The following is a 15,476-nucleotide window of genomic DNA, read 5'->3' on the forward strand; positions in this document are numbered from 1 at the left end:
GACGCGAAGGGTTGGCGTCGTGGGGCGATCAGCGTGCGGGACCCGCGAGTTGACGGCTGATCACCAGGCGCTGGATCTGGTTGGTGCCTTCGAAGATCTGCGTGATCTTCGCTTCCCGCATGAACCGTTCCACCGGGTGGTCGAGCGTGTATCCCGCGCCGCCGAGCACCTGCACCGCGTCGGTCGTGACCGCCATCGCCGTGTCGGTCGCGATCAGCTTGGCCACACTGGCCTGCCGGGTGTACGGCTGACCGTTGTCCTTGCGGCGCGCGGCGACCAGGTAGGTCGCGCGGGCGGCTTCGGTCCTGGCGGCCATGTCGGCCAGCAGGAATCCGACGCCCTGGTGCGCGATGACCGGTCGCCCGAACGTCTGCCGCTCCCGGGCGTATCCGACCGCGTAGTCCAGAGCGGCCTGCGCGATACCGACGGCGACCGCGGCGATCCCCAGCCGGCCCGCGTCGAGAGCCGACAAGGCGATCTGCAGTCCCTGACCAGGAGCGCCCACGAGCCTGTCCTCGGGGATGACGACATCCTCGAAACGCATCTCGGCAGTGGTCGAACTGCGCAGACCCATCTTGCGTTCCGGTGTTCCCGCGACAAGCCCTGCCGTGTCGGCGTCGACGTGGAAGCACGAGATGCCCCGGTCCGCGTCAGGAGAGGTCCGCAGGAACACGGTGTAGAAGTCGGCCCGGCCACCGTGTGTGACCCAGGCCTTCGTGCCCCGTGCGGTCCAGCCGTGCGGCGCCTGGGTGGCGGACGCGCGCAGCGCCCCGGGATCGGAACCCGCGTGGGCTTCGGACAGGGAGTACGCGCCCAGGGCCTCGCCGCTCAGCATCCGCGGCAGGAGTTCGGCCCGCTGTGCCTCGGTGCCGAAGGTGGTCACCGGGTGGCAGGACAGCGTGTGCACACTCATGCCGACGGCCACTGCGGCCCAGCGCGCGGCGATCTCCTCCAGCACCTGGAGGTAGACCGTGTAGGGCTGGCCCCCGCCGCCGATGTCCTCACTGAACGGCAGAGTCAGCAGCCCGACCTCGCCTAGGAGACCGAAGACCTCGCGGGGAAACCGGCCCTTGTCCTCGAACTCGGCGACCCGTGGTTCCAGTTCCTTGTCCGCGATGTCCGTGACCAGTTCCAGCAGGTCATAGGCCTCGCGGGATGGCAGCTCACGTTCTACTTTCACTGCTGGGCCCTCTCCTGCGGTCTCGTCCTCGTGGATGGGACTACAGTCGACAGCGCGCTGCCCAGGGTGCAATTAACCTGCAGAGATCTTGTCGTGCGCGCAAACTTCAGGAAGTTCGATCAAGGTTCCACGCAAAGAACCCGCTCATGAGTGAGGTATGTCCATGTCCGGTACCGAGCACGTCGACAGTGTCGACAGCACGATCATCGACCTGCTGGTGCAGGACGGCCGGCGGACGGTCACGGAGATCGCCGAGCAGGTCAGCCTGTCTCCGTCCGCCGTGAAGCGGCGCATCGACCGTCTCGAACGGGTCGGGGTGATCGCGGGCTACACGGTCGTCCTGGACCACGGCAAGCTCGGGTCCAGCTTCGAGGCCTTCGTCGAGCTGAGGTTCTCGGGGGACGTGAAGGTCGAGATGATCACCATGGCGGCCACCAGCGTCAAGGAGGTCCTGGAGGTCTTCACGGTGGCCGGGGACCCCGACGCGCTGGTCCGGGTCCGCGTGTCCGGCGTCCAGCACCTGCGGGATGTCATCGACCGACTGCGCCGCTCGGGGCCGGTCATCGGGACGAAGACCTTGATGGTCCTGGGGGCGTGGCGGCGGGACGGCTGAGCCCTGGGGCAGGTGGAAGCGCGATCCGAAATTTGCCCAGTAGGCACATCTATTTGCCTACTGGGTTGACTTCCCTGGTTCGTCGGGCGCACGCTGAAGGAGGCCCAACCGCACTGAACAGGGAGGCGTGAGCACATGTCCGTGTCGACTGAGAGCGCCGGCGCAGAGGATCTGGACAGCATCGGCGAGCTCGACATACCGCAGCTGTCGGACGTGAAGGACTCGGTCGAGTCCGAACGCCGGCACCGCAAGGAACAGCTGGCGATCGCCTTCCGGATCTTCGCGCGGTACGGGTTCGACGAAGGCATCGCGGGACACATCACGGCACGCGACCCGGAGTTCCCCGACCGCTTCTGGGTCAACCCGTACGCCGTGCACTTCTCGAAGATCCGGGTGAGCGATCTGCTGCTCATCGACGAGAAGGGACAGGTGATCGAGGGCGATCACCGCACCAACAAGGCTGCCTTCTGGATCCACTCCTCGATTCACCACGCGCGCCCCGACGTGGTCGCCGTCGCGCACGCCCATACGATCCACGGCCGGGCCTTCGCCTCCCTGAACAAGCTTCTCGACCCGATCGTCCAGGAATCGTGTGCCTTCGCCGGGGACCATGTGCTCTTCGACGAGTACAAGGGCCTAGTGCTGGAGAAGGCGGAGGGCGAGCGCATCGCCGAGCGGCTGGGAGACAGCAGGGCGGCGATCCTGCGCCATCACGGGCTGCTCACCGCGGGCCGGTCCGTCGAGGAGGCGGCCTGGTGGTTCATCACGATGGACCGGGCCTGCCAGATGCAGTTGCTGGCCGACGCGGCGGGCAAGCCGCGAATCATGAGTGACGAGGAAGTCACCCTGGCTCACCGGCAGTTCAGCAACGCCAACATGGCCCGGCACAACTTCAACCTCCTCGCCGGACTCGTGGTGGACGAGGAGCCCGACGTCCTGCAGTGACGGAGCAGGCCGGGGTCGTGGCGGGGCGCCGAGCTGCGCGCCGAGTCGTGTGTCGACCCCCAAAACGAGACTGGAGACGCCATGTCAATCCAACGAGTGAACCCGGACACTGTCGCGCCCCCGGTCCAGGGCCTCTACACCCACGCGGCGATCGGCACGGGCAGCCGCTTCATCGCGATAGCCGGGCAGATCGCGCTCGACTCCGACGGCGACCTCGTCGGACCCGGAGACCATGAAGCACAGGCCGAACAGGCCTTTCGCAACTTCAGAGCCGCCCTGGAAGCCGCCGGTGCGACCCCGGACGATCTGATCAAGAACACGATCCATGTCGTCGGCCACGAACCCGAGTTGATCGGCCCCATCTTCGCAGCGGGCCAACGTGCCTTTGACGGCAAGTGGCCGGTATCGGCGAGCACCTTCCTCGGCGTGCAGACGCTCGGCATGCCCGAGTGGCTCATCGAGGTCGACGGGTTCGCGGTTCTGCGGTGAGGCCCGCCGAGCGACTTCGCGACTCGGGCTCACCCACCTTCAGCGTGTCCACGCGTCCAAGACCCGCATCTACGACACAGGAGTCCTGATGCCGCTTCTCCCCGGCGTGCAGCGCCTCATCGACATGGCCGCGGACGGCCCGTCGTTGGCGGACATCCCCATCCAGCAGGCCCGGCTCCAACTCGACACGCTGGCCGCGAGCTTCGGCACAGGCGACCGGGTCGGTTCCACCTCCGACGTCGACATCCCGACGCGGTCAGGAACGGTCCCCGCGAGGGTCTATCACCCGGAGGGCGGTGGTGCCGACCTGCCGCCACTGCTGTACTTCCACGGCGGCGGATGGTCGGTCGGCGGGCTCGACACCTCTGACGCCCTGTGCCGCAAACTCACCGCTCGCAGCGGGGGAGTGGTGGTGAACGTCGACTACCGGCTGGCCCCCGAGAACCCGTACCCCGCCGCCGTCGAGGACGCGCTCGCCGCGGCGGCCTGGCTCAGCCGGAACGCCGCCGACCTCAATGCCGGCGGCCCAGGGATCCTCGTCGGTGGTGACAGCGCCGGGGGCAACCTCGCCGCGGTCGTCGCACAGGCCTCGCGGTCCACGGACGAGTTCACCGTACGGGCGCAGCTGCTCATCTGCGCGCCAGTGAACCTCGCGGATCGCCGCGGCTCCTACGTCGAGTTCGCCAAGGGCTACTTCGTGTCGACGAGCGAATTCGAGCACTGGATCAGCCTCTACGCCCCTGGACAGGATCTGTCGGCCCCTCAACTCTCCCCGGCCGCCGCCACCGACCTTGCGGGCACACCTGCCGCCCTGATCGTCACAGCCGAGTACGACCCACTCCGTGACGCCGGGGAGGAGTACGCCCGCGCCCTGCAAGCGGCCGGGGTCGACGTAGCCCTGCACCGCGTCGCCGGGCAGGTCCACGACTTCCCCGTACTGGGCGACCTCATTCCCGAGGGCGACGCGGGGGTCGACGACATCGTCGCCCGGTGGCGTGCGCTGCTGGCAGGCGGGCCCGAGGCGAACTCCGCCTGATTTCCCCAGCACGGAACGGCCATCGCGAGTCCCCGCGATGGCCGCTGCTGTGTGCACCGGTCGAACGACGTCAGAAGCCGTGCCGAGCCCCGCCGTCCACCGACAGCATCACCCCGGTCACGTAGGAAGCCGCCGGCGACAGCAGGAACGCGCCCGCGCGTCCGAACTCCTCCGGCGCCCCGTACCGCCCGAGCGGAATCCCGGACTCGTTGGCGGCCCGCCTGGTCTCGGGATCGGGGGACAGCCCGTCCAGCTCGCGCATGCGATCCGTGGCGATCCGCCCTGGGAGCAGCCCGAAGACGCGGATGCCGCGCGGGCCCAGCTCGTCCGCGAGTGACTTGGCGAACCCGGCGAGTCCGGGCCGCAGTCCGTTGGAGATGGCCATCCCGGGGGCCGGCTCGTACGCCGTGCTGGACAGGACGAAGCCGATGGAACCCCCGTCCCCCAGTCCCGCGGAGGCCGCTCGGGCGAGCCGTACCGCGCCCAGGAACACCGACTCGAACGCCGCCTGCCACTGCTCGTCGGTGTTGTCCGCCGCGTTGCCCGCGGGCGGTCCGCCGACGCTGACGAGGATGCCGTCGAAGCCGCCGAACAACTCCCGTGCGGTGGCGATCAGTTGCCGCGGCGCCTGCGGGTCGGAGTTGTCCACGGCGACTCCGACCGCGTTCGGCCCCAGCTCGGCCGCCGCCTCTGCGGCCCGCTTCTCGTCGCGGCCGGTGACGACCACCTTGGCCCCGTCGGCGACCAGCTCGCGCGCGACGGCGTAACCCAGCCCGCGCGTGCCACCGGTGACGACGTGCACCCTGTCCTTCAGTCCCAGATCCATGACTCAGGTCCCCTTCTAGCGGCCGAGGACCGTGGTGATGACCCCGTCCACCAGCGCGCCCAGCTTGGTGTCGTCCTCCTCCGTCCATGCCCACGCGACATGCCCGTCGGGCCGGATCAGGGCGGCGCGTACGTCCTGCCAGGTGTCCCGCGTCCGGTCGGGCGCCCCGCCCTGCACGGTGATCCGTTCCTGTGCGCGGTCGGCCAGCACACCGTCGGCCGTGAGGTCGAGAAGGACGTACGAGTTCGCCCGCAGCGCGCCGAACAGGCTGCTCTCCGAGCCGGTGAGGGGGAGGTCGGGGGCGCGGGTGCCGGTCACCGGGTGGGCCGTCGGGTCGGTGCTCGGGTAGGCGACGTCAAGCGCGGTGAGTCGGCCGGCCAGAAAGTCGCTGAACTGCCGTGACTCGGGGACCATCCGGCTGAGCAGGTCACGAAGGGCGAGCCCCTCGGGCGTGAAGGCGTGGAACAGGTAGGTCTGCGCGCGGCTGTGCTCCATCAGCTGCTCGCCGACCGGGTACCGGTCGCTGTGGTAGCTGTCCAGCAGTCCGTCCGAGGCCCAGCCGTCGATCGTCGCGGCCAGCTTCCAGCCGAGGTTGAAGGCGTCCTGGAAGCCGACGTTCATGCCCACGCCGCCGGTGGGGAAGTGCTGGTGTGCGGCGTCGCCCGCGAGCACGACGCGGCCACGCCGGTAGTGGGTGGCCAGCCGGGTGGCGTTGCCGAAGCGGGAGAGCCAGGACGGGTCGCGCATGCCGAAGTCGTCCCCGGCGATGTCGACGGCCTTCTGCCGCAGTTCGTCCATCGTGAGGTCGCCGGGCCACTCGGCGGTCACGCTGTCGGGACTGGTGCCGACGACGCGCCACTGGTTGTCGGGCAGTGGCACGACCATCAGCCCGCCGCGCTCGTTGAAGCGGTTGAAGCCGGGCGCCGGCGGGTTGTCGAGGAGGACGTCGCCGAGCCAGCCGAGACAGGTGGACGGCGTGCCGGGGAAGTCGATGCCTCCGGCCTCACGCACGGTGCTCCTGGTGCCGTCGCAGCCGGCGATGTACTCGGCCTCGATCTCGTACGGCCCCTGCGGACCCTCCACCTGCACGGTCACCGAGTCCGCGTGCTCGGTGAAGCCGGTGACCCGGTGCCCACGCCGGATGGTGGCGCCGAGCCCGCGGGCGTACTCCTCGAAGAGCGCCTCGGTGCGGGCCTGGGTGATGAAGAGGGTGTACGGGAACGGCGTGTCCAGGACGGAGAAGTCGAGCCGGTTGGACAGGTTGGCGAAGTGGCCGTTGGAGATCCTCAGGCTCTCGTCGAGGAACCGCTGGTGGATCCCGCGTGAGGCCAGCACTTCGACGCCGCGCGGATGCACGGTGAGCGCCTTGGATCGCTGGTCGATCTCGGTGCGTACTTCCAGGACGGTGACGGAGATGTTGTTCAGCCGCAGTTCGGCGGCGAGCCAGAGCCCGACGGGTCCGCCTCCGGCGATGACGACCTGCGTTGCTTCCAGCTGCGGTGTTTCCACGGGACCACCCCTGTGTTTTTGGTTGGTGACCAGATTTCTGGCATGGCGAAGGCTCTCGGACAGCTCTTGGTCGCTGACCAAGAACCCTTGAGTGCAGTAAACTAGGTCAGTGACCAACAGGCAACAGAACGACCGACTGGATCCGGCCACGGTGATCCGCGCAGGACTGGACCTCCTGGACGAGAAGGGCCTGGACGCGGTGTCCACGAGGGCGGTCGCCGACCGCCTCGGCGTGCGCATCAACACCGTGCAGTGGCATGTGAAGACCAAGGCCCGAATGCTGGAGCTCATGGCCGATGCCGTACTCGGCGAAATCCCCCTGACCGACCTGCCGGCCGCTCCCGACGAACGCGCCCGCGAGCTGACCCGCCGCTACCGCCGCGCCCTGCTGTCCCATCGCGACGGTGCCGCACTGGTGGTGGGTACCTACGCCGCCGAGCCGCACACCCTGCGCTTCGCGGAGGCCCTGGTGGAGGCGCTGCTGAAGTGCGGCCCGGGCGACCGCGAGGCCGCGTGGACGACGTGGGCGGTCATCTACTTCACTCTGGGTCTCACGCAGGAGGAGCAGGCGGTCGGCCAGCGCCCACTGGGCGACATCCTGGCCGGGGCGATCTCCGAGGCGACCTATCCCTCCCTCCATCGCGTGGCCGGACATCTCGCGCCGACGTCCTTCGACGAGCGGTTCGAATCCGGGGTGGCCGCGATCCTTGCCGGCCAGTGAGGGAGGCCGGCCGGGACCGTCCGGCCGGTCCCGCGATGTTTGCCAACTCGGCAACATGCTTTGTCTATGAGGTGTGTATGTTACGAGCATGGCGCACGAGAACGAGCTAGACGCTTGGGTGGGTCATCGGCTGAAAGACCTGCGCAGCGAGCGCGGCATCACGCTGGTGACCCTGTCCGAGCAGACCGGTATTTCCGTCACGCACCTCTCCCGCCTGGAGAAGGGGCACCGGCAGCCGTCCATCGGCAGCCTCCTGCAGATCGCCCGGGTGTACGGGATCTCGGTGAGCGAGCTGATCCAGGAGCAGGAGCCGGAGGACTACCACCTCGTACGAGCCGACGACGCGGTCGAGCACCCCGGGCAGGACGGGCAGTACACCGTCCTGAGCGGCCCGGGATCGACGATCGCCGTCATCCGTGTCGAGGTGGAGCCCGGAAAGTCGACCAAGGACGCCAAGCACGCGGGCGAAGAGTGGCTGCACGTCCTGTCGGGCGATGTCCTGTTCCGCTTGGAAGGCAAGGACATCACCCTGAGCGCCGGCGATTCACTGCACTTCGACTCGTCGAAGGTCCACCGGTTGACCAACAAGAGCGAGAAGCCCGCCACCGTGCTGGTCGCGTCGACTGCCGCGACGATGCCGATGCATCACCCGGTTCCGTCACCGAAACCCCGGCGCTGACCGATCGCCGACCGGGTCAGTGAAGCGACCGGTCGGAGAAGTGATCGGTCGGTGAGGCAACCTGTCAGAGAAGCAGGAGCAGTTCGCGGGCCAGGACCTGTGGTTGCACCAGCACCTCGACGTGAGTGACCTCGGTGAGGGTGACAAGGCGGAACCCGCGCTTGGTCACGGCGGCAGCGGTGTCGTTGAAGAACTCCTGGGCCGCGCAGTGGATGTAGGTCACCTGCTTGCCGTCGAGGACGTCCTCGCTGCCTGGTCCCAGCGGTTCGGCATGGGTGAGGCGAGGCATCGGGGTCAGGCGGCCCTCCATCCAGGTGGCGCCGTCCTCGTCGGCGCCGAGCGCGCGCGGGTCCAGCGGGGCGACCTCCCAGTCCGGGCCTCCCTCGGGGGCCACGAACGCGTCGTCCAGCCACGGCAGCACCGTGAAGGCCGACTCGCCGGTGGTGGGGGCGAAGGCGTCCACGTACACGATCTGGTCGATGCGATCCGGGACAAGGGCCGCCACTCCGGTGATGACCATGCCGCCGTAGCTGTGGCCCACGAGGATCGCGTCGCCGACCTCCTCGGAGGTGAGCAGGTCGGCGATCTCCTGGACATTGGCGGAGAGCCCCACCTCCGGCCGGGACAGATCGTGTTTCTCGGCGAACCCGGTGAGCGTGGGAGTCAGAACACGGTGGCCGGCCTCTTCCAGGACGGGCCGCATACGGTCCCAGACCCAGCCTCCACCCCAGGAACCATGAATCAGTACGAACGTCGCCATTTTGCTCTTCCTCCTGCGAGTCGCGGGTCCCTGCGGATGCACCCAGGATCGGCTGAGTGACACACTGGGTCAACCTGTGAGGCGATTTATTTTGCCCAATAGGCAAAAGCTTCCCGGTCCCCCATGCAGAACACACAGAAGCACCTCCGGTGCGCGCCACGGGATTGACCACACCCTGGGCGCGCACCGAAGGTGCGCCGGATCGCTGACCAGCAGCTTCAAGTGGGAAAAGGCGCAATGCCCATCAGGTCAGCAGTGTGTGATGGTGCCATTGGAGGCGGCGCTGTTGTCCACGTACGGCGCGTACGTCCACCCGGTCACGGTCAGTTCGAGTCCGTTGAGGTGGTTGTAGCGCTCGTAGACGGTGAGGTACCAGCGGTTTCCTCCGCCGAGGTTCTCACCGGTGTTCCAGCAGGTGGCGAGGAGTACATCCCCGGACCAGAGGTCCGGCACGCCGACCGTACCGGAGGCCAGGTTGCGGCCGTTGAAGACGGCCGCGCCGACCTCCACCCTGAGCAGCGCGGACGCTGACGCCGCCGCCGAAGCGGACGCGGTCGACAGAACCATCCCACCAGCACTCAGCGCCGCGACCACCGCGGCCATGGCGCCTCTGCGTCGTAACTTGCCTCTCATGCCTGCCTCCTGATCAATGCCGACCGCGCACTGCTCCGCTGAGCGTGCACGTGAACAACTCGCCCCCACCGGAAGGTCTTGCCAGGCTCGACGAGCCAGTAGCGAGAGTGCCGTGTGCTGCTGCGGCATGGCATGAGTAACCACTACTCAACCGCTCCGACACAGGAAAAGCCCCCACCTCCGCTCCGGCCGACAGGCCGGAGCGGAGGTGGATGGGGGGCTGGGGGAGGGCTTCCGACGGCTGCCTGCGCACGCTGCCTACGACAGCGTGATCGCGTACACCTCGATCCGCGGATCGTCCGGCAGCGTCAACGAGCGAATCTCCTTGGCGTCGTTCAGCTCGGAGGAACTGCCGAACAGCCGTACCGGCGGCCCGTCGACGCCCTGGCCGGCCTTGATCCGGTGGGGCATGTCGAGGACGACGGTGGTGCCGTCGGGGGCCTGGCCGGCCCAGTCGCCGACCTTGAGCGGGACCTCGGAGCTGCTGCCGTCGGTGTACCGGACGGTCAGCGCGGTCGTCACCGGCCCGTTGTGCGACGCCGCCACCAGGCGCAGGGTGCCGTGGCTGCGGGCGGGCAGCAGCAGCGTCTGGCCGCGGGCCTCGACGAAGTTCGCCGCGGTCCCGGTCGGATCCGGTGCCTCGTACGTCACGCCGTCCCAGGTGACAGGCCCGGCGGCCGGAAGGAGACCGGCGTCGTAACTCCAGCCGGATCCGTCGAAGTCACCCTGGCCGGGATTGTCCGTGGTGGCCGTCCCGTCGTGCGCCATGTCCTTGCCCAGGTCCACCGCGCACTGCTTGTCCGTGGCTGTCGCACACTTCGCGGCCGGGCGTACCTCGACGGTGGCTTCCCGGGTGACCCGACCCGCTCCGCCGGCCTCGACGGTGAAGCGCACCGGGTAGGACCCGGCGGCGGTGCCGGGAGGCACGGTCACCTTCACGGACACCGTCTTCTGTACGGGCAGGTGCTGGGACCGGATCCGCAGCGGCGAGCGCGGAGTCGTCGTCACCTGCCAGCCGGAGGGCGCCTTGGCCGCCACCGACACCCGCAGTTCACCGGGGGCCTGGCCGAGGACGTCCAGGGTCAGGTGGGCGGTCTGAGCCGTGTCGCCGACCGGGACGACGTCGGAGGAGCTCCGCAGGGACGCGTCCAGGTGGCGTCGGCCGTCGGCGTCCGCCTGGTTGACCGATGGCGGCTGGGCACCCGCGCCGATACCCCAGCCGGACGGCTTCGTGCCGAGCCGGTGGACCAGGGTGCCGCCGTGCGAGACCTTGTCCCAGTCCAGCCAGGTGCGCTTGACGTCCCGGCCGTCCAACGATACATCCTGTACGTACCGGTTGGTGTCGCTCGCCCCCGGCGCCTTGATCGTCAGTGTGCCGCCCTGCCGCTTCCCGTACCGGCCGATCGTGATGGCCGCGGAGTCGAACTGCGGGCTGGACAGCGCCATGAAGTCGCCGCCGCTCATCGTCGGGTAGAGGCCGAGCGAGGAGAACACGTACCAGGCGGACATGGTGCCCAGGTCGTCGTTGCCGGTCATGCCGTCGGGTCCGTTGGTGAACAGCGTCATCGCGGCGCGCACGACGGTCGCCGTCTTCGCCGGCGCGCCCGCCCACAGGTACATGTAGGGCGCGTGGAGATCGGGCTCGTTGTTCGGGTTGTAGGTCGGTTTGCCGTAGTAGTCGTACGGCTGGGAGATCCAGTCCTTGCGCGCGGTGCCCGCCGGGTCGGTGAGCAGCTTGTCGTAGGCGAAGAAGGAGTCGAGCCGCTTCTCCGTGGCCTTCCGGCCGCCCATCAGAGCGACGAGACCGGCGGGGTCCTGCGGCACGAGCCACTGGTACTGGTACGCGCCGCCCTCGTGGAACTGGTGGCCCGCTTCGACCGGGTCGTACGGCGTCATCCACGTCCCCGCGGTCGTACGGGGCCGGAACTGGCCGATCGAGGAGTCCCACAGGTTGCGGTACCACTGGCCGCGGGCCGCGAACATCCGCGCGTCGGAGCCGTGCCCGAGCCCCTTGGCCATCAGGGCCAGCGACGCGTCCGCCGCCGAGTACTCCAGGGTCGCCGAAGCCGGGTGGGTGCAGTCGTTGTCACCGCCCTTGTCCGCGCAGTCCTTCTTCAGCTCCAGGCCGGAGGGGACGTAGCCGCGCTTGCTGTACTGGTCCACGGCGGAGCGGCCGTTGTACGGGGAGTCGGCGGGCGGGGTACTGGTCGCGTTCTTCTTCAGCAGCGTGTAGGCCTCGTCCTCGTGCCCGGCCAGCATGCCCTTCGACCATGCCTCGACGAGGAACGGCGTCACGGGGTCGCCGGTCATGATGTTGGTCTCGCTGTTGGCGAGGGCCCACCGGGGCAGCCACCCGCCGTCCTTGCCGATCGCGAGGACCGACAGCGCCACGTCCCGGGCGACACGTGGCTCCACCATCTCCAGCAGCTGGTTCTGCGGCCGGTAGGTGTCCCACAGCGACAGGTTCTGATACGGCGTGAAGTCGGAGGCGGTGTGCACCGCGCCGTCGAACCCTGTGTAGCGGCCGTCCACGTCACCGGCCAGGTTCGGGTGCAACTGCGCGTGGTACAGGGCGCTGTAGAACACCTTCTGCCGTTCCTGAGTCCCTCCGCCGACCTTGACCGAGGAGAGCTGCTTCTCCCAGGTGGCGCGCAGCGCGGCACGCGTGGCGTCGAAGTCGTACGAGTCCCCGGTCTCCTCCGCGAGGTTCTTCCGGGCACCGTCCATGCCGGTGTACGACAGGCCCACCTTCACGACGGCGTCCCGGTCCTCGGTCGCGTCGAAGGTCACCCAGGCGCCGTTGCTGCCCTCTCCTTCGGCATCGCGCGTACCGGGCTTGGGTGTTGAACCGCGCCAGGTGCCGTGATCCTTGAAGGGCCGGTCGAAGGCGGCGGTGAAGTAGACGGTGTGCTTGTCCTTCCCGGCACAGAACCCTCCGGCACGCACACGCCCCTCCACCGTGCGGTCCCCGACCACGTGCACCTCGGAGTCGAACACGTTCTGGTTGGCCTTGCCGGTGTTGAACAGCACGTTCGCCGCGCCGGTGGCCGGGAAGGTGTACCGCTGCCAGCCGGTGCGCTTCGTGGCGGTCAGCTCGGCCTCGATGTCGTACGTCGACAGGCCCACCCGGTAGTAGCCGGGGGTGGCTTCCTCGTCGTCGTGCGAGAACTTGGAGCGGTACGTGTCCGGGTTCACGCTGTCGACCGCGCCGGTCGTCGGCATGATGGGCAGCTCTCCGGAGACACCGCAGCCGACTCCGGAGAGGTGCGTCTGGCTGAACCCGTGGATCTTGTCCTGCTGGTAGTCGTATCCGCCCTGCCCGCCGGTGTCCGGGCTGACCTGGACCATCCCGAACGGGGCGGCGGCCCCGGGGAAGGTGTTCCCGAAGTTCTGGGTGCCGATGAAGGGATTCACCAGTGCGGCGGGGTCGGAGACCTGCTCGGCGGCAGCCGCGACGGGTGGAAGCACACCCCCGAACAGCAGGCCTGGTATGAGCAAGCTGACGCCCGCGGCGATTGCGCGGGCCGTGATCCGTCTGACGGACAGCCGCATCGGGCAGACCTCCTTGACAACGTTGTCTCGGCTGGACAGACCGAGAACCTGCCATGCCGACCGGATCGCTGTCAATGGTCCAAACGCCGGTGTGCGCAGTTGAGTTCGGTTTGCCCGTCGGCGTATGCGGACGCTCGGGGCGACGTGCCTCGCCCTCCCGCACAGGCGGGTGAGGCGAGCAGCCGGCTTTCCGTCCGGGTGACGTGGGGCTGTGTGGCGCCGGAGGCCGCGACGGGTCGGCGGTGGGTGCTGGTTGGGGCTGGGGCCAGGACGCGGTGGTTCTCGTCGCTCCTGCCGTGCGGCCTGGGCGCCTTTGGGCAGGGTGAAGAACCGGCACTTGGGGGAGCGGGAGCGGTACGCAAGGCTGCTGCTGCAGCAGCCTTGCGTACCGCTACCCGGTCGGCCCCGACGCGGCTGCGCCCGCTTCCCCGTAGGAGAGCCGCAGGCGGCCGCGAGGCACCGCGTGCGGTCCGCCGGCGTGTCGAGCACCTCGCCCGGCACACGTCAGGAGATGGCCCTCAGCGTGCTGGGCCGGTGCCTGCGGCGGAGTTGCTCGACGGCCTCGGCGGTCTCGTCGTCCGAGGGTAGAAGGACGGTCAACTGCTGTGCGTCATCGGGGAGTTCGAGTGTCTCCCGCAGCAGCCGGAGCTCGCATCCGGCTGGATGGCTGAGTCGGAGGACTCCGCGTTGCGGAACGACGTGCCGGTTCAGGCGCCGGGTCAGTTCGGGGCCGGCAAGTGGTGCGAGTTCAGCGGTGAACCACTCGGAGTTCTCGAGGGACGGGGCGAGCCACAGGTCGAATGCCTGCTCGTCGGCGACATCGTCCCAGTCGGTGAAGAAGGTGCGGGCGCGGGGGTCGGCGAAGACGTAGCGGGTGAGGTTCGGGACTTCGCTGTCGAGCAGTCCGCTGCCGGTCGTCACCAACTGGTACGCGGAGGTGTGGGCGAGGATGTCACCCAGCCGGTTGGTCACCACCGCGATGCCTGGTTCGAGGAGGCGGAGTGTCTGCTGAACGGCGTCTCGCACATGCCGGGGCGGGGGTGCGGGTCGGGCGTGGGCGGTGCACTCTCCGCCTGTGATCTTCGTGAGGTAGCGCAGGTGGCCGCGCTCGGCGGGGGAGAGACTGAGGGCGTCGGCGAGAGCGTTCACCACTGCCACCGAGGGATTGCGGTCACGGCCCTGCTCGATGCGGGTCAGGTATTCGACACTGATGCCGGCGCGCGCCGCGAGATCCGTGCGGCGCAGCCCCGGTGAGCGGCGGCGGCCCCGATCCGGGAGGCCGAGTGTCTCCGGCTGGACACTGTCGCGCTTGCTCCGGATGAAGTCTCCCAACGGCGTACCCATGTCTTGAGGATAGGCCGGGCCGGACCGGTCGCGGCGAGCTCAAGGGGGCCCTGCGGGGGCCAGCCTGAGCTCGGTCTGGCTGTGGCCGAGGGCCGGCCCGATGGTGGTGGTCATGGAGAACAACACGCACAAGCTGGTGGTCATCGTCGCGAGCGTCCGCGAAGGGCGGTTCGGTCCGGTGGTGGGGTCATGGTTGGCTGAACAGGCCGAGTCGCACGGCGGTTTCGATGTCGATGTCGTCGATCTGGCCGACGTCGAGATCCCGCTGTCCCTGCCCGCGGCATCGCCGAAGTACGCCGGCGACGACTACCCCCGCCCGGCCGGGATGCGGCACCTGACCACCGCACTGGAGAGCGCGGACGCGTTCGTCGTGGTCACACCCGAGTACAACCACAGCTACCCCGCCTCCCTGAAAGCGGCCATCGACTGGCACTTCACCCAGTGGACGGCCAAGCCCGTCGCCTTCGTCAGCTACGGGGGCGCGGCGGGAGGCCGCCACGCTGTCCTGCACCTGGAGAACGTGCTGACCGAACTGCACGCGGTGACGATCCGCGACGGTCTCGCCTTCCCCAACTACTTCACGGCATGGCAGGACGGCCGTCCGCTCGACCCCGAGTCCCCCGGGTACGCCAAGACGCTGCTCGACCAGCTGGCCTGGTGGGCGGGTGCGCTCAAGTCGGCACGCGAGGCCGCCCCTTACCCGGCCTGAGTTCGGCGGCGACGCAGCTTCGACGAGCCGGACCGGGTGCGGGAGTTCAACCTCCTCGGCACCAGGGAAGTCGTCCGCCTGTGCCACCGGGTGGCTGGACCAGCGCACCCTGCAATGAGTGCTCTCCCGGGCGGACGTGTACGCGCACACCGCGCTCTGGGAGGGAGCGCCGATGACACTGCTCGCGGCGATGGGGCTGGGGCGGCCGGTGGTGGCGCGGCGCGTCCCGGCGCTGGAGTCTCTGGGCCTGCCTGGTCCGGTCGGCACACCGGGAGAACCGGCGGCAGAGGCCGTCGCCCCGCTGACGCACGGTCCGGGCGAGGGTACCGACGAGAGGCCGGCCGAGCTGTTCCTCGAACACAGCCCGGAGCGACGGCGGACGATGCTGCGGCACGTGTACGGCCAGTGACCACCGCCCGGTCCCGGCGATCGGGCCGGGTCGCATGCGTCGGAGACAGTGATGCGGGCGAAACCGAAGGC

Annotated in this window: 15 protein-coding genes; 8 read left to right on the top strand and 7 right to left on the bottom strand. The window is 69.1% G+C overall.

What is annotated here, in order from left to right; genetic code table 11:
• Positions 1–28: 28 nt before the first annotated feature.
• Positions 29–1,180 (bottom strand): acyl-CoA dehydrogenase family protein, encoded by a 1,152-nt coding sequence (locus tag AOK17_RS16595; protein ID WP_055613245.1) that lies wholly within the window; start codon positions 1,178–1,180, stop codon positions 29–31.
• 163 nt (positions 1,181–1,343) lie between these two features.
• Here AOK17_RS16595 and AOK17_RS16600 point away from each other — a divergent pair, with 163 nt between their 5' ends.
• The 4 genes from AOK17_RS16600 to AOK17_RS16615 all read left to right on the top strand — a co-directional run bounded on the left by AOK17_RS16600 (position 1,344) and on the right by AOK17_RS16615 (position 4,263).
• A complete protein-coding gene (locus AOK17_RS16600; protein ID WP_055613301.1) occupies positions 1,344–1,793 on the top strand; it encodes an Lrp/AsnC family transcriptional regulator in 450 nt (149 codons plus the stop codon).
• Positions 1,794–1,928: 135 nt separating this feature from the next.
• Positions 1,929–2,738 (top strand): class II aldolase/adducin family protein, encoded by an 810-nt coding sequence (locus AOK17_RS16605; protein WP_079053059.1) that lies wholly within the window; start codon positions 1,929–1,931, stop codon positions 2,736–2,738.
• Positions 2,739–2,819: 81 nt separating this feature from the next.
• The gene (locus AOK17_RS16610) at positions 2,820–3,227 is read left to right on the top strand and encodes a RidA family protein (RefSeq protein WP_055613246.1); all 408 of its coding nucleotides are present in this window, start codon (positions 2,820–2,822) and stop codon (positions 3,225–3,227) included.
• Between the two features lie 88 nt (positions 3,228–3,315).
• Positions 3,316–4,263: an alpha/beta hydrolase gene (locus AOK17_RS16615; protein WP_055613247.1), complete on the top strand. Its 948-nt coding sequence runs from the start codon at positions 3,316–3,318 to the stop codon at positions 4,261–4,263.
• Between the two features lie 70 nt (positions 4,264–4,333).
• Here the strand turns inward: AOK17_RS16615 and AOK17_RS16620 are convergent, their stop codons facing one another.
• A complete protein-coding gene (locus AOK17_RS16620; protein WP_055613248.1) occupies positions 4,334–5,089 on the bottom strand; it encodes an SDR family oxidoreductase in 756 nt (251 codons plus the stop codon).
• Between the two features lie 15 nt (positions 5,090–5,104).
• A complete protein-coding gene (locus AOK17_RS16625) occupies positions 5,105–6,583 on the bottom strand; it encodes an FAD-dependent monooxygenase (protein WP_055613303.1) in 1,479 nt (492 codons plus the stop codon).
• Between the two features lie 124 nt (positions 6,584–6,707).
• On the opposite strand from AOK17_RS16625, the gene AOK17_RS16630 reads away from it, so the two are divergent.
• Both AOK17_RS16630 and AOK17_RS16635 read left to right on the top strand, forming a co-directional pair.
• The gene (locus AOK17_RS16630; protein ID WP_055613249.1) at positions 6,708–7,319 is read left to right on the top strand and encodes a TetR/AcrR family transcriptional regulator C-terminal domain-containing protein; all 612 of its coding nucleotides are present in this window, start codon (positions 6,708–6,710) and stop codon (positions 7,317–7,319) included.
• Between the two features lie 88 nt (positions 7,320–7,407).
• Positions 7,408–7,998, top strand: a complete 591-nt coding sequence (locus AOK17_RS16635; protein ID WP_055613250.1) for a cupin domain-containing protein — start codon at positions 7,408–7,410, stop codon at positions 7,996–7,998.
• A 64-nt stretch (positions 7,999–8,062) separates the two neighbouring features.
• Here the strand turns inward: AOK17_RS16635 and AOK17_RS16640 are convergent, their stop codons facing one another.
• The 4 genes from AOK17_RS16640 to AOK17_RS16655 all read right to left on the bottom strand — a co-directional run bounded on the left by AOK17_RS16640 (position 8,063) and on the right by AOK17_RS16655 (position 14,287).
• Entirely contained in the window at positions 8,063–8,758 is a 696-nt protein-coding gene (locus AOK17_RS16640) for an alpha/beta hydrolase (RefSeq protein ID WP_055613251.1), read from the bottom strand.
• Positions 8,759–9,007: 249 nt separating this feature from the next.
• Positions 9,008–9,391: a hypothetical protein gene (locus tag AOK17_RS16645; RefSeq protein ID WP_157881345.1), complete on the bottom strand. Its 384-nt coding sequence runs from the start codon at positions 9,389–9,391 to the stop codon at positions 9,008–9,010.
• A gap of 258 nt (positions 9,392–9,649) precedes the next feature.
• On the bottom strand, positions 9,650–12,943 hold the full coding sequence (locus tag AOK17_RS16650; protein WP_079053060.1) for a GH92 family glycosyl hydrolase: 3,294 nt from the start codon (positions 12,941–12,943) through the stop codon (positions 9,650–9,652).
• Between the two features lie 504 nt (positions 12,944–13,447).
• Entirely contained in the window at positions 13,448–14,287 is an 840-nt protein-coding gene (locus AOK17_RS16655) for a helix-turn-helix domain-containing protein (protein ID WP_055613253.1), read from the bottom strand.
• A gap of 112 nt (positions 14,288–14,399) precedes the next feature.
• On the opposite strand from AOK17_RS16655, the gene AOK17_RS16660 reads away from it, so the two are divergent.
• Both AOK17_RS16660 and AOK17_RS50040 read left to right on the top strand, forming a co-directional pair.
• Positions 14,400–14,996: an NADPH-dependent FMN reductase gene (locus AOK17_RS16660; RefSeq protein ID WP_055613305.1), complete on the top strand. Its 597-nt coding sequence runs from the start codon at positions 14,400–14,402 to the stop codon at positions 14,994–14,996.
• Between the two features lie 118 nt (positions 14,997–15,114).
• On the top strand, positions 15,115–15,405 hold the full coding sequence (locus tag AOK17_RS50040; protein WP_157881346.1) for a glycosyltransferase: 291 nt from the start codon (positions 15,115–15,117) through the stop codon (positions 15,403–15,405).
• Positions 15,406–15,476 lie beyond the last annotated feature (71 nt).

It is taken from the genome of Streptomyces phaeochromogenes, from assembly GCF_001418655.1.
Classification (GTDB): Bacteria; Actinomycetota; Actinomycetes; order Streptomycetales; family Streptomycetaceae; genus Streptomyces; species Streptomyces phaeochromogenes.

Excerpts from the sequence above, each read along its gene's own strand:
- AOK17_RS16600 (WP_055613301.1), top strand. The coding sequence starts at position 1,344 with ATGTCCGGTACCGAGCACGTCGACAGTGTCGACAGCACGATCATCGAC.
- AOK17_RS16605 (WP_079053059.1), top strand. The coding sequence starts at position 1,929 with ATGTCCGTGTCGACTGAGAGCGCCGGCGCAGAGGATCTGGACAGCATC.
- AOK17_RS16610 (WP_055613246.1), top strand. The coding sequence starts at position 2,820 with ATGTCAATCCAACGAGTGAACCCGGACACTGTCGCGCCCCCGGTCCAG.
- AOK17_RS16615 (WP_055613247.1), top strand. The coding sequence starts at position 3,316 with ATGCCGCTTCTCCCCGGCGTGCAGCGCCTCATCGACATGGCCGCGGAC.
- AOK17_RS16620 (WP_055613248.1), bottom strand. The coding sequence starts at position 5,089 with ATGGATCTGGGACTGAAGGACAGGGTGCACGTCGTCACCGGTGGCACG.
- AOK17_RS16635 (WP_055613250.1), top strand. The coding sequence starts at position 7,408 with ATGGCGCACGAGAACGAGCTAGACGCTTGGGTGGGTCATCGGCTGAAA.
- AOK17_RS16640 (WP_055613251.1), bottom strand. The coding sequence starts at position 8,758 with ATGGCGACGTTCGTACTGATTCATGGTTCCTGGGGTGGAGGCTGGGTC.
- AOK17_RS16645 (WP_157881345.1), bottom strand. The coding sequence starts at position 9,391 with ATGAGAGGCAAGTTACGACGCAGAGGCGCCATGGCCGCGGTGGTCGCG.
- AOK17_RS16650 (WP_079053060.1), bottom strand. The coding sequence starts at position 12,943 with ATGCGGCTGTCCGTCAGACGGATCACGGCCCGCGCAATCGCCGCGGGC.
- AOK17_RS16655 (WP_055613253.1), bottom strand. The coding sequence starts at position 14,287 with ATGGGTACGCCGTTGGGAGACTTCATCCGGAGCAAGCGCGACAGTGTC.
- AOK17_RS16660 (WP_055613305.1), top strand. The coding sequence starts at position 14,400 with ATGGAGAACAACACGCACAAGCTGGTGGTCATCGTCGCGAGCGTCCGC.